The organism is Lysinibacillus sp. GbtcB16 (assembly GCF_019091145.1).
Classification (GTDB): Bacteria; Bacillota; Bacilli; order Bacillales_A; family Planococcaceae; genus Lysinibacillus; species Lysinibacillus fusiformis.
This window is the reverse complement of record NZ_JAGXJV010000001.1, coordinates 459,146-482,463: the sequence shown is the minus strand read 5'-3', so window position 1 is coordinate 482,463 and position 23,318 is coordinate 459,146. Positions and strand designations below refer to the sequence as shown.

Sequence of the window (23,318 nt, the reverse complement as noted above, 5' to 3'; positions counted from 1 at the left end):
AGCTTTAAATTTTACGTTTAATACGGTAAACATAAGCGAGTATTTCTGCTACTGCTTTGAAAAATTCTTCTGGTACGGGATCACCAATTTCAACTTGATCGTACATGGCGCGAGCTAAAGGTCTATTTTCCACCATAATGACGTCATGCTCTTTGGCAATCAGCTTTATTTTTTGAGCGATAAAGTCTGTACCCTTTGCAATTACGCGAGGTGCATCCATATTTTCCTCGTCATATTTGAGCGCAATCGCATAGTGAGTAGGGTTGGTAATTACCACATCTGCACTTGGAATCTCTGACATCATACGACGCATCGCCATTTCGCGCTGACGTTGTTTGATTTTCGATTTAATGAGCGGGTCACCCTCACTATTTTTATATTCATCTTTAATATCTTGCTTAGACATTTTAAGATTTTTTTCATAATCAAATTTTTGATACATCCAATCCAAAATGGATACACAAAGTAAAACTAAAGATGCCGCTATGCCCATAATGCCGACTAGCTTTCCGACAGTAATGAGCGTCATCCATGGACTTTTAAAGGATAAAGCTAAAACTTCTGGCAAGTTTGTCCAAATAATAATTGTCGTTACACTACCGATAAAGCCAATCTTTAACACCGATTTCAGCAACTCAACAATTGCCTTAACCGAAAAAATCCTTTTCAACCCTTTGATAGGGTCCATCTTTTTCAAATCAAACTTCATTGGCTCCAGGGTAAATAAAAAGCCAAACTGCAAAAAGTTACCTGCAAGTGCTCCAACAACAGCTATCGCCATAATCGGTACAATAATGAAAGCCATTTGTATTAATGTTTCTATAAATAAGTGCATCACACTATCAATCGTTAGTGTTTCAATGCGTATGTTATGGATAAAGGTTTGTCTAAAAAACGCTAATAGCTCATCCCGTAAAGAACCTGCAAAGAAAATTAAGAAGATAAAGACCATCAGCATAACGATGGCACTAGTTACATCTTGACTCTTAATAACTTGTCCCTTTTTTCGAGCATCTTGACGTTTCTTTGGCGTCGCCTTCTCAGTCTTTTCACCTGAAAAAAACTGGATATCTAAATTCAGTAGTAGTTTCATATTATCCACCACCTAAAATGGCCATTAAATCACGCATGCCGTAAATCATAATAGTGATCAACTTTTGAATGACTTGAATCATTACAGCCATCATTGTAAATAACACTAAAAAACTAACGGCTATTTTAATAGGAAAACCAACAACAAATATATTTAATTGTGGTACTGTTTTCGCAGTTATTCCTAAAGCTAAATCGACTAAAAATAAGGTAGCCACAACAGGTGCAGCCATCTGAAATGCAATAGCAAAAACAGCTGTAAATGTTGTGATGATAAATTGGGGAAAGCCCTCATTTGTAAAACTAGGGAATTGATCCATAGGCAAAAACTGATAACTATAGTAAATTCCATCAAGAATCATATGATGGCCATTAATTGCTAACAGTAAAAGGAATGCTAACATATTAAAAAACTGACCGATTAATGGACTTTGAGCTCCTGTTTGCGGATCAATAATATTGGCAATGGCAAAACCCATTTGAAAATCAATAAAGCTCCCTGCAATTTGAATGGCAGACATGATTATATAACCTACTAGACCGAGTAACAGCCCAACAAGTGCTTCTTTCATCACTAATAATATGTATTCATCATTGAATGCAAATGGCTCAACATCAATTGTATAATACATCATCCAAGCTAAAACCAGTGCGAGAGTAATTTTGACTTGTGGTGGTATGGTTCTATAGGAAAAAAAAGGAACCGTAACAAAAAATGCTGAAACACGCACAAGCACCAATAAGAAAACCGTTAAATGCGGAATTAATTCATTCATGGACTCACCCTATATAACGTGTTAAATTCTCAAAAATGTCTCTCGCATAGCTAGTAACTTGAGATAACATCCATGGGCCAAAGAACACAATGGCCACAAAGACGGCGATAATTTTCGGTACAAATGCTAATGTTTGCTCTTGAATCGAAGTGGTAGCTTGAAAAATACTTACAGCCAAACCAGTGATTAAAGCTACTAATAATAACGGACCGCTTGTTAGAAGGATAATCATAATGGCACGTTCTGCAACGGAAATAACCAATTCACCTGTCATACTGTATCATCCCCTAAAAACTTTGTAGTAGCGATTTCATGACGAGATACCAGCCATCGACCAGAACAAACAATAAGATTTTGAATGGCAATGAAATCATTACTGGCGGTAACATCATCATCCCCATCGACATTAATGTACTCGCAACAATCATATCGATCACTAGGAATGGAATAAAAATCATAAAACCTATTTGAAATGCTGTTTTAATTTCACTTAAAGCAAATGCTGGCACAAGCATTGTCAGTGGGATTTCTTCCACTGATGCTGGTTTTTCTGCTTGATTGTACGATAAAAACAAGTCAAGATCTTTTTGTCTTGTATGCTTACTCATAAATTCTTTAAATGGCAAGCTTGCCCGATCATAAGCTTCATCTAAACCAATTTCTTCAGAAAATAGTGGTTGCAAAGCCTCTTTATTGACCTCTTGAAAGGTTGGGGCCATGATAAAGAACGTTAAAAATAAGGCTAAACCAACAATCACCTGATTAGGTGGCATTTGTTGTGTAGCCAGTGCTGTACGCACAAAGGATAAAACAATGACAATACGAGCAAAGGATGTCATTAAAATTAAAATACTTGGTGCCAGTGATAAAACGGTTAATAGTAGTAAGAGCTTAACGGATGTTGAGACGTTGGTTGGATCGCTATTGGAAAAAATATTGACTAAATCATTCATTTATCATCCTTCTCCTTTTGCTTCCATCGCTCAATCTCTTCACTGCGCTCCTGTTTAATTTCGGATATCTTTTTTTCAAAGAGTTTGCCAAATGTCTCTTGCTTTTGTTCATTTTGCATATTCACTCTATCTTTTTTCTTAAACTTAGAAAATACTTCTGCGATATACGGTGATGTTGCTGCAAGTTCTTGCCTTTCGTTATAAAGTGCTAACAGTGCTTCTATTTCTTCAGGATCAGTAATTTCACGTAATAGCTGAACGTCTTCACCGACACCCACTAAGTACATGGTTTTACCTACTTGTAAAAGCTGTACTGATTTTTGTGCACCCAACGATAAACCGCCTAAATTTTGTATCAGTTGATTACGTTGAAAGTTTAAATTTCGTTTATTTAAAAACTTCATTAAACCATAAAACAAAGCTACAACAAAAATAAGCGCTAAAACCATTTTTATGTATTCCCATGCAGATATATCTCCAGCTGCTGATACACTTGGTTCTTGTTTAGCAGCTGGATCGGTAGTATCTCCATAACAAGCTTCTGGGTCTTTAATGCAATCTGTCACGCTATTCGTATCAGAGTCTGCATAGACCGAAGTTGGTGTCGGGTACAAAAACAGGAAGGATACAAGAAATGCAAAAATCATCGTGAAACGAAATGATTTTAACATTTTCATGCAATCATCCTAGCGCTTTTTGGATCGCTTCAATTACTCGATCTGCTTGGAAAGGCTTAACAATAAAGTCTTTCGCACCAGCTTGAATTGCATCGATTACCATTGCTTGTTGTCCCATTGCTGAACACATGATTACAGTTGCACTTGGATCTGACCCCTTAATTGCTTTAAGAGCCGCAATACCATCCATTTCTGGCATTGTGATATCCATTGTTACTAAATCTGGTTTTAATTCATTGTACTTTTCAACAGCTTGTAATCCATCTGCCGCTTCTCCAACAACCTCAAATCCATTTTTCGACAAAATATCCTTGATCATCATACGCATAAATGCAGCGTCGTCTACAATCAAAATTCTTTTAGACATGGTTAACTCCTCCAATTGAAACTATCTTAAATTATTTAAACGCTCTGCTTGACTTAAAACATCTGTAATACGTACACCAAAGTTTTCATCAATAACAACGACTTCACCTTTAGCGATTAAACGACTATTAACTAATATATCAACAGGCTCCCCAGCTAATTTATCTAACTCAATAATCGAACCACTTGATAGTTCTAAAATCTCTTTAACAGAACGTTTCGTACGTCCTAACTCTACAGTAACTTGCAATGGAATATCAAGTAGCATATTTAAATTTCTAGCTTCAGATTGAGAGATTACATTTGAATCAAAGCTAGCAAATTGTGCTTGTTGAACATTCACTGGCTGTGCAGGTCTCGCTGGTTGCGCAAACTGCTGTGGTTCCTGATAAACTGGTTGCTGCATAGTTGCTTCCGGCTGCTGATAAACAGGCTGTGCAGGCGGTGGCATAACTGGCGCTTGTTGTTGAACAGGTGGTGCTGCAATTGGGGGTGCCTCAGGCGCAATCGTTGCAGCCACAGGTTCTTCTATTGATTCAGTTTCACCTAGTAGAGATTTTACGATGTTTTGACTAAATTTAAGCGGTAATAATTGCATTAAATTCGAATCAATTAAATTACCAATTCTTAATCTAAACGATACTTTGACTAGTAAATCATCTTCAGGGATATTTTCTCGACCTTCATTTTGAGAAATATTCATTAAATCTATTGTCGGTGGCGAAATATCCACTTTTTTGTTGAATACTGTCGACATAGATGTAGCTGCTGAGCCCATCATTTGATTCATGGCCTCTTGAACAGCACTTAATTGAATTTCTCCTAAGTCAGGTTTCGGATTTAATCCATCGCCACCTAACATAAGGTCTGCAATAATTGCTGCATCCGATTGTTTAATAACAAGTAAATTCATACCTGTTAAGCCAATCGTATATTCCACTTGTACAGCTACATAAGGATGTGGAAACTCCTCTTCTAATTTATTTCGATTAATCATTGATATACTTGGGGTAGTAATATCTACTTTTTGTCCTAATAATGCCGAAAGTGCAGTGGCAGAGCTACCAAAGGAAATATTGCCTACCTCACCTAGTGCATCTTGTGCAAACGAATCAAGGTAATCCTCTACTCGTATATCATTTGTTTCATCAATTGAAGAAGCTTCAGTGCCGCTGTTTTTATCTTCCAACGTCTCGCCCCTTAATAGCGCTTCAATTTCTTCTTGGGAGAGCATTTCATCACTCATCTTCGTCTCCTCCTTTCAAAGGGTCGATAATCTGGATTGCTAATTTTTTGCCTTGCTTACCTGGTTGAACAGTGAATTTTGGTAATGTTCCTACCTTTAATAGAAGTGGATCATTAATTTTTTGCTCTAACTGTATAACATCACCAATTTGCATTGTAAGGAAATCCTCGATCGTGATATCCGTTAGCCCTAATTCAACCGAAAGCGGTAATTTTGCTTGTTTTACGCGTGTTTCAAGCATTTTTGTTTGCTCTGGAGACATTTCTTTCGTATTTGTTTGCATCCAGTAGCGAACAGAAAGATTTGGAACAATCGGCTCCAATACAACATGCGGAATACAAATATTGATCATACCGCTTGTTTCACCAATGATCGTATTTAATGAAATGACAACTACTGTTTCATTAGGTGAGATCATTTGTAAAAATTGTGGATTAACTTCAAGCTCCACTAAAATCGGATCAATTTCCGCTACATTTTCCCACGCCTCGCGTAAATTGTCGAATGAGCGTTCAAAAAGGTTTGTCATAATTTTTGTTTCAATTTCTGTTAGATTATCTACATTACTATGACTCGCCCCACTACCGCCCATTAAACGATCTAGCATGGAATAGGCAATGTTCGGATTTATTTCCATCAATATATTACCATCTAATGGTGGCACTTCAAACACATTAATGAGCGTCATATTCGGAATCGAACGAACGAACTCTTCAAATGGTATTTGGTCTACTGATGCAACCGTAATTTGCACATAGCTTCTAAGCTGTGCAGAGAAAAAGGTTGTCAATAGTCGTGCAAAATTTTCGTGTATTCGGGTCAAACTTCGGATTTGATCTTTTGAGAATCGAAGCGCTCGTTTAAAGTCATAAACTTTAACCTTACGTCCCTCATCCTCCTTTTTTATGTCATCTGCTGACATTTCCCCAGTCGATATAGCGGAAAGCAGCGCATCTATCTCGGATTGAGATAACACATCTCCTGCCATTTGCCCACCTCCATTTCAAGCAGTTTCTATTTTATTGAGTGATGAAGGAGGTAAAATATACTTCCTGGACTTCTCCCTCTTGCATCAATTCATTTACTCTAGTTTTTAATGATTTTTGGAAAATTTGCTTCCCTTGCTTACCTTCTAAATCTTTTTGCTCCATTTCAGAAAGCTCTTGTATAGCAATGTTTTGCACTTGGAAAACACGCTTTGTTAATTCTGCAGCAGCATCTTTGCTTGTCGTTTGAACTTTTAATGACAAGCGTACTACTCTTTTATCTGCAAGATTCGTTGTGATTTCCGGAATCTCCACTGTTGCCTCTACAATTTCATCAATGGTTGGTTCAATAGCTCCTGTCGGTTTATTAAATTGTGTAAGCAATACAAACAAGATAACCCCGATCAGTATGACTGCTACTAGCAAAATAATAATCATTGTTAACATTTTATTATTCTTCATCTTTTTCACCTCGTAGATGCGGGTTGGATAGTATTTGTATATTGTTATAAAAGGCAGTTACCTTTTGTCGCACCTCATCTTCACTCTCTAAAACAATTAATTTTGTTCCAGTTGTTAAAGTAATAGTCGTATCTGGAAATGATTCGACTGTTTCTATGTATAAAGCATTTAATGTAAATGCTTTGCCATTAAGACGTGTTAGTTCAATCATTGAATTAGGGCCGGGTCTAGCATGAGAGCCGGCCCGACCCTCCCTCATATGAAAATATGTTTGTTAAAACGTCCGTTATGAATGAAAGGACTATTCAATCATTAACGTTTTAAGTTTACTAGCTCTTGTAACACTTCATCTGAAGTTGTAATAATACGAGTATTCGCCTGGAAACCACGTTGAGCAACAATCATTTCCGTAAACTCTTCAGATAAATCAACATTCGACATTTCTACAGCTCCAGGTACTACTTTCCCCATCCCTGCTACAGTTGCTACTTGTGCATACGCAGCACCAGAGTTCGCTGTTTGTTGATAGTAATTCCCACCATTCTTAGCAAGACCACCAGCATTAGGGAATTTAGCCATAACCAACTGCCCTGCCCATTTACGTTCACCGTTTAGGTCTACATATTCAACCGTACCATTAGGTCCAATGCTAATCTCTTTAGCAGTTGTTGGGATACGAATTGGTCCCACAGTTCCCTCACCAGGTGCTAGTACACCATCATCATCAAATAAGTTTGCACCTTCATCTCCTGAAGTATTTGGTGCATCCTCTGGAATGATACCATCATCATCCGCTTCCATGACGATTTCATCTCCAGCAGAAACACCTACTAAATATTTACCATCAGCATTCACTAAATAGCCATTGCTATCCATATAGAAAACACCATTACGAGTAAATAGAGTATTGTTGAAGCCTTCTTCGTCGATGAAACCACTATCTGGATCAGGTGCACCATTTGCATCAGCTACCATGAAAAAGCCATCACCCTCAATTGCTAAGTCAAGACCACGTCCTGTACTTTGTAAGGAACCGCCCCCATGAATCGTATCAATGGCAGCTAATTGTGTACCTAAACCAACTTGTTGTGGATTCACACCACCTCGTGTAGCTGTTGCTGCAGATGCACCGGCTTGCGTTTGAGACATTAAATCTTTAAAAAGAACACGTCCTTTTTTAAAGCCAACAGTATTAACATTTGCAATATTGTTACCAATAACATCTAGCTTTGTTTGGAAGTTTTTAAGACCTGAAATACCTGAATACATAGAACGTAACATAAGTTTTCGTTCTCCCTTCATTTTTTATTTGTGTGCTTCTATCAATCAGCATCACGAAGGCTTCCTTTCATAAGAAGGTCCAGCCTTTAAAGCACGATTGTGCCATCAATATTTGTAAATAATTGTTGTTTTGCTTCCGTGCGATCCATTGCTGTAATGACAGTAGCGTTTTTAGCACTGACAATTAAAGCTGCTTGATCCATCAAGACTAATGGCTGTTTAACACCTTTTGAGTGAGCTTCAAATACCTTATCCGAGACAACCTGCCATTCTTGTTCAGAGATGTCAATTTTACGCTCCATAATACGTTCATGCGCATGTTTGCTCACCTTCAGCTCTTGCTTTGATGCTTCCTGTAAATGGGCTTTAAAGGATTGCTGTGAATGAATGGGCGTAGGTTGAGTTGCACGAATAGATGGATGCAAGGGTACACGATGAATTGAAAATTTATCCATCACTTTTCCCCACCTTTATTCGCTAATAACTGTAAAATCTTTATCCGTAAGTTTTTTATCATTATCTAATACGTAATAAATAACGCCATCTTTATTGGAAACAGAGACGATTCTTCCTTGTAATTCCTGCTCGCCATCTTGATATGTAACTTTTTTACCTATCAATTTACTCGCCTGAACAAGTGGCGTTTCTGGCACAGGATTATTCCCATTTGCTCCAGAGCCAAGGATTCCAGAAATATTACCAGGCGTTATTTCTTTTCCATCTGCTAATTTGAAGACAACACTACCATCTACAAATTTCAAGGATTCGATCACACCTGATCCTTCATTTACAACTGGATCTCCTTTTTCATCTGTTTTATCTGTAATTTCATGCCATTTGACTTCTTTACCAACAAAGGTTGCATAATTCATCATTTGCGTTTGTTGCTGTGATGCTAATAATGATTCTACTGCCTTTGTCATGTTCTGCATTTGTTCTAAAGAAGAAAACTGTGCCATTTGAGAAATGAATTCTCGGTCATTCATCGGATTCGTTGGGTCCTGATGCTGTAATTGGGTAATTAACAGTTGAAGAAAGGCATCTTTACCAAGTTCACTATTCCCAGTTTGTTTGGTTGGTTTTCTATAATTAGAATAGTAAAGATCGTCCGTTATGGATGTATTGGTTGCTTTAGATGTTGCATCCGCCATCAATTACACCTCCTCGTTTAATAAATAGTCACTAAATGACATCTCTTCATCGTCATCCTCAGCTTTTTGTTGCTGATCTTCATCCTGTTGCTGTCTAAAGAAATTATTAAAGAAGTTTTGATCACGTTGCTGGCGATCTGCATCCTGTAATGATTGGGCAATATCAAGACGGTCTACTTGAATGTTTTGCTGCACAAACGCCTGCTTTAGCTGATGTGCTTGACTATCAAGCATTTCACGTCCATGAGCTGTAGAAGCTAGTAGACGAGCTGTCAGTACACCATCATTTTGCACAAGCTCTATACGAATTGTTCCTAAATTTTCTGGATACAACTTAATCGTTAATCGTGTAATCCCCTGTGCATTAGAAATTTGAGCTCTATTGATAATGGCTTGCATTTCTTTTAATAAAGCCTCTGACTGTGCAGGTTTAGCAGTCGGTAATGTTACTTGGAACGTATCCGGTTTGGTTTGCACCGTTTGTGGTGTTACCACTTCATTAGAGCTTGTCTCACTTTGCTTCGTCATTTGGACTTGCTGGAAGCCTTGTAATGACAATGTTCCTGTTGATTTGGTTGTTGTTACTTGTATTGTTTCTACTTGGGCTTGTAATGTCGTTAAAAGACTTTTAACGGTTGTTAACAAATTTTCTTGTGGCGCTGTTAAGTCCGATTTCTGTCCTACTAATTGTGCTAGCTTTAACACTTGCAGTAATTGTGTTGCTTCTTTTGGTGTTACTTGACCTTCTCCTTGTAATGCAGCACCTATTTGCGCTTGAAGTATTGGCGCTTGGGCATCTACTAAGGATAATAGCTCCCAAACATCACTAGCCTCTTTTTCTTCTCCTAATAGCTGCTGGACTATTTTTTGAAGCTGTTCATCATCAATACCTAATGCATTTAATATATTGTCCAGATCCAGCATTTCGTCCATAGATACTGCTTTACCGTCTTCTCCCAGTTGTAGGATTAACAAACCATCATCGTGGGGGATTCCTAATAAATCGAGTACCTCTTCCAATGAATCAGCGTTTAAAACCTGCTGTAAATCAGCTAGCTCATTATTTGGCGTAGTTTGAGCAGATTGATTTGATTGAGTTGAGGAAGATAGGACTTGTCCAAAAACAGAGCCGAATTTCGATAAATTATCCTGCTTCGAAGTTCCGTTGATCTTCCCATCAGTGCTACTAGCTGCCGTTGTTGGCTTTGCTGCCGCATTTTTAGTTGGTACTGATTGAGTGATCATTTTCATCATTGCTATATCCACTCTTTTCACCTCCTTTCATGAACTTTATTGTTTAGCCATGAGTTCCGTATATTTCGCTGCATCTTTAGCATCCATTTTCTCTAAAATTGCTGCTAGTTTATCAGGTTTCAAATTAGTTAAAATTCGTAATGCTTCTGTATCACTCATATTGATTAATACAGGTGCTGCAGATTTCGGAGACATTTTATCGAAAGTCGATAGAATATCGTTGAAATCGCGCTTCACATCATCTTGCTGTCGATTTAATTTTTCAATTTCAAATTGAAGCTGTTCTTTTTCTATCGTGAGCTTCTCTTTTTCAGTTGTTGTCGTATCTAGCTTTTTTTGCAGCTGTGTAATTTCTGCTTCTTTTTCTTGAATTTCTGCCTGTAAATTAACTATTTTCGAGTCATTGTTTACGACAGCATCTTTTGCTTGCTGTTCTTCTGACGGAACAAAAGGTAAACTGCCAATTGCCTTTTTACCTAAGTCAAAAACATTTGTATTCATTAATGTAGCCACAACAAGTAAAACTGCTACGACAAACATAAGTGGCAGTACGATCCAAGTAAAAAACTTTAGAAAGCCTCCCGTTTTTTTCTTAGGCGGCTGTTCTACTAATTCCGCTTTCAATCGATTGTCTTTTCTCACCATGAAATCACCTGATTTCTCTCTTGTTATACGTTAATAATGAAATTTCATCTAAAAAAAGGCTTTCTATACGATCCTGCTCTTGTTGGAAAAGCTTAAAATCCTTTTCTCTCATTTTTTCAAATTTACGTACTTCCAAGTTTTTTTCTAATAATTTATCTTCGTGCCAATTCATTTTTGCACGAGCTTGTATCACTTTCTGCTGAACATCTGCAATTGTTTTTTCCAGACTATCAATAAAACGTGCGTAGTGATGAATTTCATCAATAGATGAACCAACCGTTAAACGATCCTGCTGGAAGGCAATTAAATCTTCCTTCTTTTTAAGCAAGTCATATAACTTCGTAGCCACTTCCTCAAAAGATCGGACAGATTCTTTATAGGCCATTTCAGTTTCGTTTTTTTCTTGCTCACGAATTGTTAATACTTTTTCAAAACGATACACATAGCTGACCATCTAGTTCACACCACCGTTCGATAAGGATATTAGCTCATTTACACTTTCTTCCAAGGTCACTTTATCCAAATAGCCCTGTTTAAGGTAAGTAGTAATAAGCGGTTCATAATGTATGGCTTCATCAATTTCTCTAGATGTCCCTCGTTTATAAGCACCTATATTGATTAAATCCTCAGATTTGTCGTATGTATAATAAAGTTCTCTTAATCGTTCTGCAGCTTTTTTATGCTCTGGCTCTGCTACATGGTTCATTAAACGACTAACACTTTTTAAGACGTTTATAGCAGGGTATTGACCTTTATTAGCTAAATTTCGATCAAGCACAATATGACCATCTAATATCCCTCGCACCGTATCAGCGATTGGTTCATTCATATCATCACCATCTACTAGGACCGTATAAAACGCAGTGATAGAGCCCTTTTCATTAGTACCTGTACGTTCTAATAATTTAGGTAAAATCGCAAATACAGATGGTGTATACCCCTTCTGTGCTGGTGGTTCACCTGTAGCAAGTCCAATTTCACGTTGAGCCATGGCAACACGTGTTACAGAGTCCATCATCAACATGACATTTAATCCACGATTTCTAAAATACTCGGCAATTGCTGTTGCAGTAAACGCCCCTTTTATCCTCATTAATGCTGGTTGGTCAGAGGTAGCAGCAACAACAATAGAGCGACTTAGACCCTCAGGACCTAAATCACGTTCAATAAATTCACGAACCTCACGCCCACGTTCTCCGATCAGCGCAATTACATTCAAATCTGCCTGCGTATTTCTCGCAATCATTCCAAGAAGCGTACTTTTCCCGACCCCTGAACCAGCGAAAATCCCGACGCGTTGGCCATTTCCAACCGTTAGCATTCCATCGATAGCTTTAACGCCGACCTCAAGTCTTTCATTAATTGGCGGACGTGTTAGTGGATTTGGCGGATCTTGCTCTGTCGGAACCGTCATTAGCCCTTTTGGTAATAAGGTGCCATCAATAGGATTTCCCATTGAATCCAACACTTTTCCTATTAGCTCTGGGCCCACTTTTACTTCTAGCGGAGCCCCCGTCCCTTCAACAAGACAGCCAATAGATATTTCTCTTAAAGAAGTGAAAGGCATTAAAACAACAATTTCATCTTTAAAGCCCACCACTTCAGCTAAAATGATTTGGTGACCATTGTTTACAGTTTCCACATGAATTTTACAAACATCACCTATGGAACTATCTGGACCTTGCGACTCAATCATCAAGCCGACAACTCTAGTGACTCTACCAAACTTTTTAAAAGTTGGCATATGAGGAATATGTTCGATTAATTGAGCCGTCTTCATCTAGATCATTCCCTACTTTCTAATATTTCATGAAGCTTTAATCTTAGTTCGTTCAATTGCTCATCGATACTCACTACTATACGTCCATGATTTGTTTCGATATAGCAATCTGTTTCATTGTTTAAATCTTCATTAACAAAAATCATAAATGGTACATCAACCGGGAACATTTCCGCTAATTCATCACGATTAGCAGTAATTAAAGCGTGGTAGGTTGGCGACACATAAATTTTAATTTCTTTCATCTCTCTAGCTTCTTTTAAGCCTCTACGAACAATCGACACAAATAGATCTGGATCACGTTCTAAAGAAATGCCCATTATTCGTTCTGCTGTCGTTAGGCCAAGCTCTAGCACCACAGCTTCTTGTTCATCAATATATTTTTTTGCGTTTTCTTTTGCTTGATTAATGACTTCATTCGCAGTTTGAAGTGACTCGGCCATTGCTTCAGTGGATTTATTCACACCGTCTTCATATCCTTGTCCAAAGCCTTCATCATAGGCTTCTTGAACTCGATTCGGTCTTTCTTCTTCCCAACTTAACTTCAAATGCTCAATCTCTTGATAATGCATGTGCTTTTCTTGCTCAAATGCTTCACGTTCTGCTTGTAAAGAAGCTCTAGCCTCTGCAAGCAAACGGTCTCGCTCAGCCATTATTTCTTCTATTGTTAATTGATGTTGGGATGAAGCATCATCACCATCTTCCAAATCAAATCCTTCAAACATATCGCGAATTTGTATCTCTTTTACATTATCGGTATCTGATTGAGTGTAAATTGAACGGATGATTCTAGACAATGACGTCATCTCCTCCACCACGTGCAATAATGATTTCACCAGCATCCTCTAGGCGACGAATAACAGCAACAATTCGAGATTGTGCCTCCTCTACGTCACGTAAACGTACAGGTCCCATAATTTCCATTTCTTCTTTAAATGTTTCAGCCATACGTTGAGACATATTGCGGAAAATAATATCTTTTACTTCTTCGCTTGACACTTTCATTGAAAGCAGTAAGTCTTCGTTTTCACAATCACGAATAACACGTTGAATGGAACGATTGTCGAGTGTAACGATATCTTCGAATACAAACATGCGTTTTTTGATTTCTTCTGCAAGCTCTGGATCTTGAATTTCAAGTGCATCAAGGATCGTTTTCTCAGTTTGTCGATCAACACCATTCAGTACTTCAACGACTGCATCAATACCACCAGTTTCAGTGTAATCTTGGGTAACCGTAGATGATAATTTACGCTCTAACACCGATTCAATTTCACTAATTACTTCTGGTGAAGTCGATTCCATAACAGCTATACGTTTTGCAATGTCAGCCTGTACTTCCTGTGGTAATGAAGATAAAATCACTCCCGCTTGCCCTGCTTCTAAATAAGAAAGAATGAGGGCAATTGTTTGTGGATGTTCATTTTGAATAAAGTTAAAAATTTGTGCCGGATCAGCTCTCCGTGCAAAATCAAACGGTCGCACTTGTAACGAAGATGTCAGACGATTAATGATCGTCTGAGCTTGTTCTACACCAAGCGCTTTTTCTAATACTGTTTTCGCATAACCAATACCGCCTTGCGTGATATAGTCTTGAGCTAGCGCAATATTGTGGAATTCTTCTATAATCTCTTCCTTGACGTTTGATTCTACTTTTTTAACACTTGAAATTTCTAATGTTAAACGTTCTATTTCTTCCTCTGTTAAATGTTTATAGACTGAAGCTGAAACTTCAGGTCCTAATGAAATTAACAAGAGAGCGGCCTTTTGTTTTCCGGTTAATTCCTTATCTTTCTTGGACACAGCCGAACCTCCTAGTTAGTCTTCAGCAATCCAACTACGCAGTAACTTCGCAAAATCGTCTGGCTTATCTTTTGCCATTTTTTCTAGCTGCTTACGACGCATTGTAGCTTCCGTTTCAATTTCTTCATTAATATCGTCAATCATTAAATCTTCTTGTTCTTCTAGGATACTTAGCTCTTCTTCTTCCTGTGCACGTTTACGAGAACGGATAATGAAGAATGCTAACAATACAATAACAGCTAATAAGATACCGCCAATAACCCAAACCCACCAAGGGATCATTGGTTTTTCATCAGCAACCTGTGTGGCCTTACCATATAGAGGCTGTACAGATACGGCTACTTTCTCATCAATTTGCTCTTGAGTAAGCTCAGCTGCTACGTCTTTAGAAATCGTTGTACGAACGATCGTGCTTAAAATTTTCTCAATATCTTCGCGAACACCGTCTGGTAATGACGCTGCATCTGTTGCTGTTGGTGGTTCAACAATTACTTGAATTCCAATATCTTGCACCTTATAAGGAGCTTCTTGAATATCTTTACGTATACGATTCACGTCATTGTTAATCGTTTCTTCTGTACGTTCATAATCACCGTTACCCGATGTACCTTCATTATAGGTAGTAAAGTTATCAGTTGTTGTTTCAGCTTCAGGTGTTCCAGTAGCTGCTGCCGCCCCTGTTCCAGAATATTGCTCAGTAATTCTTTGAGCACTAATGGCGATTCCTTCCATATTTTCTTCATCAACAGGTGTCACAAGATTTTCTTCACGATTTTCCTTCTTGAAGTCAATATCCGTAGTGACAGAAACCATTACTTTGTCTTGTCCCATCAACGTACCAAGCATATTTTGTACTTGACGTTGTAGATCACGTTCGACTAACTTTTTCATTTGTAATTGACCTTCAGCCGTTGCTGTAGATGTTCCATCTGTTGTGGCTGCATTCAAGTCAAAGTACTCTGAGAATTGGTTAGAGATTACGATGTTCTCAGTTTTTAAATTCGGAATACTTTTTGACACCAAATTATACATAGTTGTAATTTGCTGCTCTGTAAATTTATATCCTGGATCTGTATTTAATACGATAGATGCAGTTGCATCCTCTTTTACATCTGTTACGAAGACCCCTTCTTCAGGGACAGTAATCATTACCTTTGCATCTTTAACGCCTTCAAGGTTTCTAAAAAGCTTAGCAATTTCAGTTTCAGTGGCTGCTTTTTTTAATAGATTAAATTCGTTATCTGTCATCCCAAACCCTGAACTGTTTGCAAATGAGTAATCAATCGTACCCGTTTGCGGATATCCTTCTGATGCTAATTGCACTAATAAGGAGTCAACTTGCTCCTCAGGCACTAAAATAGATGTTCCGCCTGGCGCAATTTGATATGTTACACCTTGTGAATCCAGTGCTTCCTTTACTTGTCCAATTTCTCTTGTTGATAAATCTTTATAAAGTGGAACATATGTAGTTTTTGAAGCGAAAAACGTTACCATTGCCGCAAGAGCGATGACGCCTACCAAGGAGCCAATCATAACTATTTTTTGCTTTTTACTTCGACTTTTCCAAAATTGACTGGTGTCGTTTTTTATTTTCGTCAATCGTTCATTCATTATGAATCCTCCGGTTATAGTGAATAACCTAGCCATCAATAATTTGCGAACTTCAAGAGCCTACCATTTAGGTAGTCATTAATCTGCATTGAGAGGGGCTCTCCCTCTCAATAAAAGATTAAACGCTCATTCGCATTATTTCTTGGTAAGCTTCAATCACCTTATTGCGAACTTCAATTGTTGCGTTTAATGTAATGCTCGCCTTTTGTGAAGCAATCATTACCTCATGCAATTCCACATTTTCACCTTTAATTAGCTTTTGAGTAAAATTATCGGATGTGATTTGCTGGTCATTAACTTTGGCTATTGCCTCTTTTAACGAGTTCGCGAAGCTTTGTTGGGCTTCATAAGGTGTCGTATTAAGTTTATTTGTTTCATTTACAACCTGAGTAGGTGTCATTAGCGAAACGGACGAAATTGTCATTATGTATCTTCCTTTCTTCTTATTTATTTACCAATCTCTAGTGCCTTTGTAAGCATAGATTTATTTGCGTTAAATACTGTTACGTTTGCCTCGTAAGAACGAGTGGCTGACATTAAATCTACCATTTCTTTTAATGGGTCGACATTCGGCAAATTGACATAACCATCTGCATTTGCATCTGGATGAGTTGGGTCATAAACAAGTTTGAAAGGTGTTTCTCGGTCTTCTGCAATACGAGTTACTTTCACACCATTACCAACACCGCTTTTGGCGTCTTTCCCAAGTGCTACATTCATAAACTTTGAAAATTGTCCTTCTTGTGCTGTAAACGTTACGGACTTCCGTCGATATGGCTCCCACTCCCCATTAACTTGACGAGCTCGAGTTGTATCCATGTTTGCCATATTAGAAGAAATAACATCCATGCGTAGGCGTTGTGCAGTTAAGGCTGAGGCAGTGGTATTCATCCCATGAAAAATAGACATCTATTACTTACCTCCTTTAATAACTGTATTTAATGTGTTTAATTTCCCGTTTACACGATCAATTAAAGCATTGTAATAAATTTGATTTTCTGCTAATTTTGCCTGTTCAGCATCCATATCTACTGCGTTGCCATTATTTCGGTATCGTAGATTTTCTATATTATTGACACCAGGTGTAGATTGTCGAATTGTGAAATCATAATGTCTATTGTCAGTTCGATAAGCAGAAATAGAGATATCCTTTTGTTCCGCCAACATATCCTTAAAACTAACATTTTTCGCCTTATAATTAGGTGTATCGACATTCGCAATATTGTTTGCGATTGTTTTATGATTCAAAGTCGCATAGGAAAGTCCATTTTCCAAGCTACTAATAGTTCCTCCAAATAAATTCAAAACTGTTCACCTCAATTTATTAAATTCTATGTACTTGTTAATATATTCAATAATACAATTGTAATTAAGATGCTACCTAGTGTCTATTGTCTTTTGTCACTTTTTAATAGTATATACGCCCTATTTTTTTAACGTCCCAACCGGGACAATACTTCCGCATCCCTTGTAGCTCTAGGCTTCATAAAAGGTTGGTTAACATCTAGTTATTTTACACTATTTCGACAGTGTTTACGATTTTAGTATTAAATTTGCCTTTTTATGAGCTTTATCGCCTTTTAAAATGAAATTAATTTAAGGTTCCATTTTACTAGTTCGACAAATGGCTGAATATTCTAATATAGACAATTAACAGTTTATTCACCATTATTCTAAAGTAACACACATTTCATTTTTATATGCTAATTGTAGTGACAATTTTATGAACGACATTAGGATAAAAGAAACAAAAAACATCAATATTCTCCAAATTTGTATTTATACAAAAAAGAACAATCAATTACATCGCTAAATATCTAGTGAAATGCATACAAAAAGGCGCCTAGTTTTACGTAGACGCCTTCATTACCTTCTTTAAGAAGAATTATTTCATTTTAATTTCAGCTAATGCATTTAAGAACTTATCATTTAACACTTTAATATAAGTTCCTTTCATACCTAGAGAGCGAGACTCAATAACACCTGCTGACTCCAGTTTACGTAATGCATTGACGATCACTGAGCGTGTAATTCCCACTCGGTCTGCAATTTTAGAGGCAACAAGTAAACCTTCGTTACCATCAAGTTCTTCAAAGATATGCTCAATAGCTTCTAATTCACTGTAAGAAAGTGAGTTAATGGCCATTTGCACAACCGCTTTGCTACGAGCTTCCTCTTCGATTTCTTCAGATTTTTCACGTAAAATCTCCATGCCAACTACTGTTGCGCCATACTCTGCAAGAATCAAATCATCATCTTCAAATTGAGAAGATAAACGTGCAAGGATTAATGTTCCTAAACGTTCACCACCACCAACGATTGGTACAATTGTTGTTAATGCGTTTTGGAAAAGATCTTTGTTTTCCACAGGGAAAGCAGTATGTTCGTTATGGATATCTAAATTAGAAGATGTTTCTGAGATTGTAAATAAGCTATGTGTGTATTCTTCAGGGAATTGTCTCTCTTCAAACATTTTTTTCATACGCTCATTTTCAATTTGTTGGTGAATTGAAATACCTAATAACTTACCTTTACGGCTTAAAATATAGACATTACTATCAATAATATCTCCAAGTGTATCAGCCATTTCCTTAAAGTTTACAGGCTTACCAGCAGAAGCTTGTAGCATTGAGTTAATTTTACGTGTTTTTCCTAATAAATTCATTATATGTTCCTCCTATAAATAATCCGAAGAGTATTCACTTAATATTCTAAAGTTTTTTACTACTGAATGATACTGATCAGCTTTATCTTACAATATAAACTGTGACAAATCTTTGTTTTTTACAATCCCTGCGAGTTTTTGATCTACATAGGCTGCGTTGATCGGTATACTCGCTGGTGCAATTTCAGCTGCTTCAAACGACAGCTCTTCTAGTAACCGTTCTAAAATCGTGTGCAAACGGCGAGCTCCGATATTATCTGTTTCCTGATTAACCTCTGTGGCTATTTCCGCAATACGTTCAATGGCATCAGATGTGAAATTGATTTCCACACCTTCCGTTTCTAGCAATGCCTTATACTGCAAAATGAGCGATTGATCTGGTTCTTGTAAAATACGGACAAAATCTTGTTTTGTTAATTTTTCAAGCTCTACACGAATTGGGAAACGACCTTGCAATTCCGGAATCAAATCTGAAGGCTTCGACATATGGAACGCTCCTGCAGCTATAAATAGCATGTAATCCGTTTTCACAGCCCCATACTTCGTAGTTACAGTTGAACCTTCTACTATTGGTAAAATGTCTCGTTGTACACCCTCACGAGATACATTCGCAGAAGAATTCCCTTCTTTACTAGCTATTTTATCGATTTCATCAATAAAAATAATACCAGTTTGCTCCGCTCTAACAATTGACTCCTGTGCCACTTCATCTGCATCTATCAACTTATTTGCTTCTTCTATTGTTAAAATACGACGTGCATCCTTTACCTGCACACGGCGTTTTTTCTGTTTTTTAGGCATTAAGCTAGATAGCATATCTTGCATCCCATTATTAGCAGACATATCCATTCCCGTGCCTTGTAATGCATCAAAAATGGATGGAGTTTGTTCTGTTACCTCAACCGTAACCCATTCATTTTCCAATTTACCATTTCGTAAATCAATAGCAATTTGTGCACGTTTAGAGCGTACTTCTGTTTCCTCAGACGATGTATCATCCGTTGGAGTTTGTTCTTTCCCACCAAATAACATTTCGAATGGATTTTGCATGCTCTGTTTCTTACGCAATGACGGGACTAAAAGTTTCACAATCGCTTCATTTGCTAATTGCTCTGCTTGTTCCTTAACAGATTCCATCATTTCTTCTTTCACAAGACGGTGAGAAGCTTCTACTAAGTCACGTACCATTGATTCAACATCACGACCTACATAACCTACCTCAGTAAATTTTGTCGCTTCCACTTTTACAAAAGGTGCATTTGTAAGCTTCGCAATTCTTCTGGCAATTTCCGTTTTTCCGACACCAGTTGGCCCAATCATTAAGATATTTTTAGGAATAACCTCTGCCTTCATATCTTCATTTAACAATGAACGACGATAGCGGTTTCGCAACGCAATGGCTACAGCTCGCTTAGCTTCATTTTGCCCAACAATATAACGATCTAAATGCTCAGTAATTTGTCTTGGCGTTAAATTTTTTTGCGTCATTAGCTCAGCGCCTCCACGATAATATTATGATTCGTAAATACACAGATTTCAGCAGCTGTTTCTAATGCTGCTTCAGCAATTTCACGAGCAGTCATCGTTTCACCTGCATATTTTTTTAATGCTCTACCCGCTGATAAAGCATAATTTCCACCAGAACCAATGGCTAAAATTCCATCATCAGGTTCAATGACTTCACCAGTACCAGAAACAAGTAGTAAAGTTGTTTTATCCATGACTAATAGCATCGCTTCTAGTTGGCGTAGCATTTTATCTCCGCGCCATTGCTTGGCAACCTCTACTGCAGCACGTTGTAAATTACCGTTATATTCATTCAATTTGCCTTCGAACATCTCAAATAGTGTAAATGCATCTGCAACAGAGCCTGCAAAGCCTGCCAGAACCTGCCCATTAAACAGACGTCTGACCTTCTTCGCTGTACCTTTCATCACAACTGCATTTCCTAATGTTACTTGACCATCACCAGCCATGGCACAGCCTCCGTTATGATGAACTGCAAATATCGTAGTCGCATGAATTTGTCCCATCTGCTTTCCTCCTTAACTCTATTATGCCCTTGGATGAGCATTCATATATGTTTGACGTAGGTGCTCTTTTGTTACATGTGTGTAAACCTGTGTAGAAGATAAATGCGAGTGGCCTAATAACTCCTGCACCGTTCGCAAATCCGCGCCATTGTTTAATAAATGTGTGGCAAAAGTATGGCGAAGCATGTGTGGGTAAATTTTCGTATGGAGTGAGGCCTTGTCAATCATTTCGTTTAAAACATGACGTACCCCTCGTGGAGTAAGTTCCCCACCTCGCATATTGACAAACAATTGCTGATGATTAGTCTTTTTCATCAATCTAGGACGAGCCTGCTCTATGTAGTCCAGCATTGCTAAACTCGCAAATTGACCGAATGGGATAATTCGTTCTTTCCGACCTTTTCCCATAACTCGTATGATGGAATAATGAAAATCTACATCCTTAACTTGAATGGAAGTCAGCTCACTTACACGAATACCTGTCGCATATAACAGCTCTAATATAGCCATATTTCTCAATGATTTCAAATCATCCCCGGTATTCGCATCAAATAACTGCATCAATTCTTCTTCATAGAAGAAATTTGGTAAACGAGATTCTTTTTTTGGATGATAAAGAGAACGAAATGCCCCATCATCAAATCCATACTGTCTATTTAGAAAGCGGAAGAAGGAGCGTATTGAGGATATTTTTCTAGAAATAGAAGCCCTTGCTCTTTTTTCGTCGTACAACTTTGTTACATAAAGACGTGCATGTATATATTCAACACTCGCTAAATCATGAATTCCTTCCCCTTGTAAGAAGGCCAAAAAATCCAGCAGGTCTGATTCATATTCTCGCACTGTATGAACAGAGAAGTTCTTTTCAACTTGGATGTAAAGCATGAACTGTTCGAGTGCATCTTGGGACGAAACTAACATAGAAAGATTCACCACCAATAATTTATTAATAATTTTCTCAAATGACTGACACTTGTAATATAACGGATAAATAATTCTTTGTCATCTCTTACAAGTTTGTATCGTAAACCATCATTAATAAACATACATATTGACACTATACCTATCTTTGTAAGATAGCAAGTGTAATTAGTTATATTTCGAGAAAATCTCCATACAAAATAATAAAACATGTCTAAACAAGCATATTATCAACAAAAAGAAAAAGCCTCTAAGAGTATAACAACTTTTAGAGGCTTTTGGCAATCAAATTGTTTGTGAATTCACAAAATTATGAATTGTGCTTATTGCGCGTGTTGCATGCATTTCAGCGCGCTCTGGTTTTGAACGGCGACCTGGTGGTAATTCAGGGAAAATACCAAAGTTAACGTTCATTGGCTGGAAGTTTTTCGATTGCGCTTCTGTTATATAACGCGCCATACTTCCTAACGCCGTTTCGAATGGGAAAATAATTGGCTCTTGTCCCAATGCTAAACGAGCTGCATTTATTCCAGCTATTAATCCACTACCAGCTGATTCAACATACCCTTCAACACCTGTCATTTGACCGGCAAAGAAAATATTCTTTTGTTCACGAAGTTGGTATGTTTTTTCTAACACTTTTGGTGAATTAATAAAGGTATTTCGGTGCATAACACCATAACGTACAATTTCCACGTTCTCTAGTCCTGGAATTAGCTGCAATACTTCTTTTTGAGGACCCCATTTTAGATGCGTTTGGAAGCCAACAATATTATAAAGAGTACCAGCAGCGTCATCCTGGCGAAGTTGTACTACGGCATATGGACGTTTCCCTGTTTTCGGATCTTCAAGTCCGACTGGCTTCATTGGGCCAAATAGCATTGTTTTCTCTCCACGAGCTGCCATAACTTCGATTGGCATGCAGCCCTCAAAGTAGATTTCTTTCTCGAATTCTTTTAAAGGCACTACTTCTGCTTCGATTAATGCTTGACGGAAACGATCAAACTCCTCTTTCGTCATTGGGCAGTTTAAATAAGCTGCTTCTCCCTTATCATAACGAGATTTTAAATAAACCTTATCCATATCTATACTATCTTTTTCAATAATTGGTGCAGCAGCATCATAAAAGTATAAATAATCCAGACCTGTTAAACCTTGAATTTTTTCAGCCAAAGCTTTCGAAGTTAAAGGACCTGTAGCAATAACTGTTATACCTTCAGGAATTTCTGTCACTTCTCCGTGAATAACCTCCACCAATGGATGATTTTTCACTGCCTCTGTCACATAACCTGCAAACTCATGACGGTCTACTGCTAATGCTCCTCCAGCTGGAACAGAACATTGGTCTGCTGCCTTTAAAATGACAGAATCAAAAATACGCATTTCTTCCTTAATAACACCTACAGCATTTGTTAAGCCATTTGCACGTAGCGAGTTAGAACAAACAAGCTCTGCAAATTTATCTGTATGGTGTGCAGGCGTTTGCTTTACTGGACGCATTTCATACAGTCTTACTTTCACACCGCGTTTTGCTATTTGCCAAGCTGCTTCACTACCTGCCAGGCCCGCTCCTATTACATTTACTACTTGTTCAGTCATGATTTTACCATCTTCCT

Annotated in this window: 28 protein-coding genes; all 28 read right to left on the bottom strand. The window is 37.7% G+C overall.

Features of this window, described 5'->3' with window-relative positions:
• Positions 1–4 precede the first annotated feature (4 nt).
• Positions 5–1,093: a flagellar biosynthesis protein FlhB gene (gene flhB / locus KVT27_RS02370; protein ID WP_036123995.1), complete on the bottom strand. Its 1,089-nt coding sequence runs from the start codon at positions 1,091–1,093 to the stop codon at positions 5–7.
• 1 nt (position 1,094) lies between these two features.
• A complete protein-coding gene (gene fliR / locus KVT27_RS02365; RefSeq protein ID WP_008180748.1) occupies positions 1,095–1,868 on the bottom strand; it encodes a flagellar biosynthetic protein FliR in 774 nt (257 codons plus the stop codon).
• A gap of 4 nt (positions 1,869–1,872) precedes the next feature.
• Positions 1,873–2,142, bottom strand: coding sequence for a flagellar biosynthesis protein FliQ (gene fliQ, locus KVT27_RS02360; protein WP_008180750.1), 270 nt, complete (start codon positions 2,140–2,142; stop codon positions 1,873–1,875).
• 13 nt (positions 2,143–2,155) lie between these two features.
• Positions 2,156–2,821 (bottom strand): flagellar type III secretion system pore protein FliP, encoded by a 666-nt coding sequence (fliP, locus tag KVT27_RS02355; RefSeq protein WP_008180752.1) that lies wholly within the window; start codon positions 2,819–2,821, stop codon positions 2,156–2,158.
• On the bottom strand, positions 2,818–3,492 hold the full coding sequence (locus tag KVT27_RS02350) for a flagellar biosynthetic protein FliO (RefSeq protein WP_235213797.1): 675 nt from the start codon (positions 3,490–3,492) through the stop codon (positions 2,818–2,820). Before KVT27_RS02350 ends, fliP begins: the two co-directional genes overlap by 4 nt.
• 10 nt (positions 3,493–3,502) lie before the next feature.
• Positions 3,503–3,865 (bottom strand): response regulator, encoded by a 363-nt coding sequence (locus KVT27_RS02345; protein WP_008180756.1) that lies wholly within the window; start codon positions 3,863–3,865, stop codon positions 3,503–3,505.
• A gap of 21 nt (positions 3,866–3,886) precedes the next feature.
• Positions 3,887–5,110, bottom strand: a complete 1,224-nt coding sequence (gene fliY / locus KVT27_RS02340) for a flagellar motor switch phosphatase FliY (RefSeq protein WP_008180757.1) — start codon at positions 5,108–5,110, stop codon at positions 3,887–3,889.
• Positions 5,103–6,098 carry a flagellar motor switch protein FliM gene (gene fliM / locus KVT27_RS02335; protein WP_036123990.1) on the bottom strand — a complete coding sequence of 332 codons (996 nt, stop codon included), beginning with the start codon at positions 6,096–6,098 and terminating at the stop codon, positions 5,103–5,105. The genes fliY and fliM overlap by 8 nt, the downstream gene beginning before the upstream one ends.
• A gap of 31 nt (positions 6,099–6,129) precedes the next feature.
• Positions 6,130–6,558: a flagellar basal body-associated protein FliL gene (gene fliL, locus KVT27_RS02330; protein WP_008180761.1), complete on the bottom strand. Its 429-nt coding sequence runs from the start codon at positions 6,556–6,558 to the stop codon at positions 6,130–6,132.
• Positions 6,548–6,769: a flagellar FlbD family protein gene (locus KVT27_RS02325; RefSeq protein WP_008180764.1), complete on the bottom strand. Its 222-nt coding sequence runs from the start codon at positions 6,767–6,769 to the stop codon at positions 6,548–6,550. The genes fliL and KVT27_RS02325 overlap by 11 nt, the downstream gene beginning before the upstream one ends.
• Positions 6,770–6,870: 101 nt before the next feature.
• Positions 6,871–7,839: a flagellar basal body rod protein FlgG gene (gene flgG / locus KVT27_RS02320; protein WP_217580596.1), complete on the bottom strand. Its 969-nt coding sequence runs from the start codon at positions 7,837–7,839 to the stop codon at positions 6,871–6,873.
• 86 nt (positions 7,840–7,925) lie between these two features.
• Positions 7,926–8,294, bottom strand: a complete 369-nt coding sequence (locus KVT27_RS02315) for a TIGR02530 family flagellar biosynthesis protein (protein ID WP_025113938.1) — start codon at positions 8,292–8,294, stop codon at positions 7,926–7,928.
• A 15-nt stretch (positions 8,295–8,309) separates the two neighbouring features.
• Positions 8,310–8,990: a flagellar hook assembly protein FlgD gene (gene flgD / locus KVT27_RS02310; RefSeq protein ID WP_036123985.1), complete on the bottom strand. Its 681-nt coding sequence runs from the start codon at positions 8,988–8,990 to the stop codon at positions 8,310–8,312.
• Positions 8,991–8,993: 3 nt separating this feature from the next.
• Complete coding sequence (locus KVT27_RS02305) at positions 8,994–10,256, bottom strand: flagellar hook-length control protein FliK (protein ID WP_208704587.1); 1,263 nt, start codon at positions 10,254–10,256, stop codon at positions 8,994–8,996.
• A gap of 24 nt (positions 10,257–10,280) precedes the next feature.
• A complete protein-coding gene (locus KVT27_RS02300) occupies positions 10,281–10,889 on the bottom strand; it encodes a MotE family protein (RefSeq protein ID WP_008180774.1) in 609 nt (202 codons plus the stop codon).
• Between the two features lie 4 nt (positions 10,890–10,893).
• A complete protein-coding gene (fliJ, locus tag KVT27_RS02295; protein ID WP_008180776.1) occupies positions 10,894–11,343 on the bottom strand; it encodes a flagellar export protein FliJ in 450 nt (149 codons plus the stop codon).
• The gene (gene fliI, locus KVT27_RS02290; RefSeq protein ID WP_008180778.1) at positions 11,344–12,669 is read right to left on the bottom strand and encodes a flagellar protein export ATPase FliI; all 1,326 of its coding nucleotides are present in this window, start codon (positions 12,667–12,669) and stop codon (positions 11,344–11,346) included. It lies immediately after the preceding gene.
• A gap of 5 nt (positions 12,670–12,674) precedes the next feature.
• Positions 12,675–13,466: a flagellar assembly protein FliH gene (fliH, locus tag KVT27_RS02285; RefSeq protein WP_254636036.1), complete on the bottom strand. Its 792-nt coding sequence runs from the start codon at positions 13,464–13,466 to the stop codon at positions 12,675–12,677.
• Positions 13,459–14,472, bottom strand: a complete 1,014-nt coding sequence (fliG, locus tag KVT27_RS02280) for a flagellar motor switch protein FliG (RefSeq protein WP_008180783.1) — start codon at positions 14,470–14,472, stop codon at positions 13,459–13,461. The genes fliH and fliG overlap by 8 nt, the downstream gene beginning before the upstream one ends.
• A 15-nt stretch (positions 14,473–14,487) precedes the next feature.
• Positions 14,488–16,083, bottom strand: coding sequence for a flagellar basal-body MS-ring/collar protein FliF (fliF, locus tag KVT27_RS02275; protein ID WP_217580592.1), 1,596 nt, complete (start codon positions 16,081–16,083; stop codon positions 14,488–14,490).
• A 118-nt stretch (positions 16,084–16,201) separates the two neighbouring features.
• A complete protein-coding gene (gene fliE / locus KVT27_RS02270; RefSeq protein WP_025113930.1) occupies positions 16,202–16,507 on the bottom strand; it encodes a flagellar hook-basal body complex protein FliE in 306 nt (101 codons plus the stop codon).
• 23 nt (positions 16,508–16,530) lie between these two features.
• A complete protein-coding gene (flgC, locus tag KVT27_RS02265) occupies positions 16,531–16,992 on the bottom strand; it encodes a flagellar basal body rod protein FlgC (protein WP_008180788.1) in 462 nt (153 codons plus the stop codon).
• Positions 16,993–16,995: 3 nt separating this feature from the next.
• Complete coding sequence (gene flgB / locus KVT27_RS02260) at positions 16,996–17,388, bottom strand: flagellar basal body rod protein FlgB (protein WP_008180790.1); 393 nt, start codon at positions 17,386–17,388, stop codon at positions 16,996–16,998.
• Positions 17,389–17,968: 580 nt separating this feature from the next.
• A complete protein-coding gene (gene codY, locus KVT27_RS02255; RefSeq protein WP_025113928.1) occupies positions 17,969–18,748 on the bottom strand; it encodes a GTP-sensing pleiotropic transcriptional regulator CodY in 780 nt (259 codons plus the stop codon).
• Between the two features lie 87 nt (positions 18,749–18,835).
• Entirely contained in the window at positions 18,836–20,236 is a 1,401-nt protein-coding gene (gene hslU / locus KVT27_RS02250; RefSeq protein WP_025113927.1) for an ATP-dependent protease ATPase subunit HslU, read from the bottom strand.
• Positions 20,236–20,781: an ATP-dependent protease subunit HslV gene (gene hslV / locus KVT27_RS02245; protein ID WP_008181271.1), complete on the bottom strand. Its 546-nt coding sequence runs from the start codon at positions 20,779–20,781 to the stop codon at positions 20,236–20,238. Before hslV ends, hslU begins: the two co-directional genes overlap by 1 nt.
• 21 nt (positions 20,782–20,802) lie before the next feature.
• On the bottom strand, positions 20,803–21,702 hold the full coding sequence (gene xerC, locus KVT27_RS02240; RefSeq protein ID WP_008181273.1) for a tyrosine recombinase XerC: 900 nt from the start codon (positions 21,700–21,702) through the stop codon (positions 20,803–20,805).
• Between the two features lie 285 nt (positions 21,703–21,987).
• Positions 21,988–23,301, bottom strand: coding sequence for an FADH(2)-oxidizing methylenetetrahydrofolate--tRNA-(uracil(54)-C(5))-methyltransferase TrmFO (trmFO, locus tag KVT27_RS02235; protein WP_036123970.1), 1,314 nt, complete (start codon positions 23,299–23,301; stop codon positions 21,988–21,990).
• Between the last annotated feature and the right edge of the window lie 17 nt (positions 23,302–23,318).

What these genes read in the sequence shown, in the direction of transcription:
- flhB (WP_036123995.1), bottom strand. Translation starts at nt 1,093, where the DNA reads ATGAAACTACTACTGAATTTAGATATCCAGTTTTTTTCAGGTGAAAAG.
- fliR (WP_008180748.1), bottom strand. Translation starts at nt 1,868, where the DNA reads ATGAATGAATTAATTCCGCATTTAACGGTTTTCTTATTGGTGCTTGTG.
- fliQ (WP_008180750.1), bottom strand. Translation starts at nt 2,142, where the DNA reads ATGACAGGTGAATTGGTTATTTCCGTTGCAGAACGTGCCATTATGATT.
- fliP (WP_008180752.1), bottom strand. Translation starts at nt 2,821, where the DNA reads ATGAATGATTTAGTCAATATTTTTTCCAATAGCGATCCAACCAACGTC.
- KVT27_RS02350 (WP_235213797.1), bottom strand. Translation starts at nt 3,492, where the DNA reads ATGTTAAAATCATTTCGTTTCACGATGATTTTTGCATTTCTTGTATCC.
- KVT27_RS02345 (WP_008180756.1), bottom strand. Translation starts at nt 3,865, where the DNA reads ATGTCTAAAAGAATTTTGATTGTAGACGACGCTGCATTTATGCGTATG.
- fliY (WP_008180757.1), bottom strand. Translation starts at nt 5,110, where the DNA reads ATGAGTGATGAAATGCTCTCCCAAGAAGAAATTGAAGCGCTATTAAGG.
- fliM (WP_036123990.1), bottom strand. Translation starts at nt 6,098, where the DNA reads ATGGCAGGAGATGTGTTATCTCAATCCGAGATAGATGCGCTGCTTTCC.
- fliL (WP_008180761.1), bottom strand. Translation starts at nt 6,558, where the DNA reads ATGAAGAATAATAAAATGTTAACAATGATTATTATTTTGCTAGTAGCA.
- KVT27_RS02325 (WP_008180764.1), bottom strand. Translation starts at nt 6,769, where the DNA reads ATGATTGAACTAACACGTCTTAATGGCAAAGCATTTACATTAAATGCT.
- flgG (WP_217580596.1), bottom strand. Translation starts at nt 7,839, where the DNA reads ATGTTACGTTCTATGTATTCAGGTATTTCAGGTCTTAAAAACTTCCAA.
- KVT27_RS02315 (WP_025113938.1), bottom strand. Translation starts at nt 8,294, where the DNA reads ATGGATAAATTTTCAATTCATCGTGTACCCTTGCATCCATCTATTCGT.
- flgD (WP_036123985.1), bottom strand. Translation starts at nt 8,990, where the DNA reads ATGGCGGATGCAACATCTAAAGCAACCAATACATCCATAACGGACGAT.
- KVT27_RS02300 (WP_008180774.1), bottom strand. Translation starts at nt 10,889, where the DNA reads ATGGTGAGAAAAGACAATCGATTGAAAGCGGAATTAGTAGAACAGCCG.
- fliJ (WP_008180776.1), bottom strand. Translation starts at nt 11,343, where the DNA reads ATGGTCAGCTATGTGTATCGTTTTGAAAAAGTATTAACAATTCGTGAG.
- fliI (WP_008180778.1), bottom strand. Translation starts at nt 12,669, where the DNA reads ATGAAGACGGCTCAATTAATCGAACATATTCCTCATATGCCAACTTTT.
- fliF (WP_217580592.1), bottom strand. Translation starts at nt 16,083, where the DNA reads ATGAATGAACGATTGACGAAAATAAAAAACGACACCAGTCAATTTTGG.
- fliE (WP_025113930.1), bottom strand. Translation starts at nt 16,507, where the DNA reads ATGACAATTTCGTCCGTTTCGCTAATGACACCTACTCAGGTTGTAAAT.
- flgC (WP_008180788.1), bottom strand. Translation starts at nt 16,992, where the DNA reads ATGTCTATTTTTCATGGGATGAATACCACTGCCTCAGCCTTAACTGCA.
- codY (WP_025113928.1), bottom strand. Translation starts at nt 18,748, where the DNA reads ATGAATTTATTAGGAAAAACACGTAAAATTAACTCAATGCTACAAGCT.
- hslU (WP_025113927.1), bottom strand. Translation starts at nt 20,236, where the DNA reads ATGACGCAAAAAAATTTAACGCCAAGACAAATTACTGAGCATTTAGAT.
- hslV (WP_008181271.1), bottom strand. Translation starts at nt 20,781, where the DNA reads ATGGGACAAATTCATGCGACTACGATATTTGCAGTTCATCATAACGGA.
- xerC (WP_008181273.1), bottom strand. Translation starts at nt 21,702, where the DNA reads ATGTTAGTTTCGTCCCAAGATGCACTCGAACAGTTCATGCTTTACATC.
- trmFO (WP_036123970.1), bottom strand. Translation starts at nt 23,301, where the DNA reads ATGACTGAACAAGTAGTAAATGTAATAGGAGCGGGCCTGGCAGGTAGT.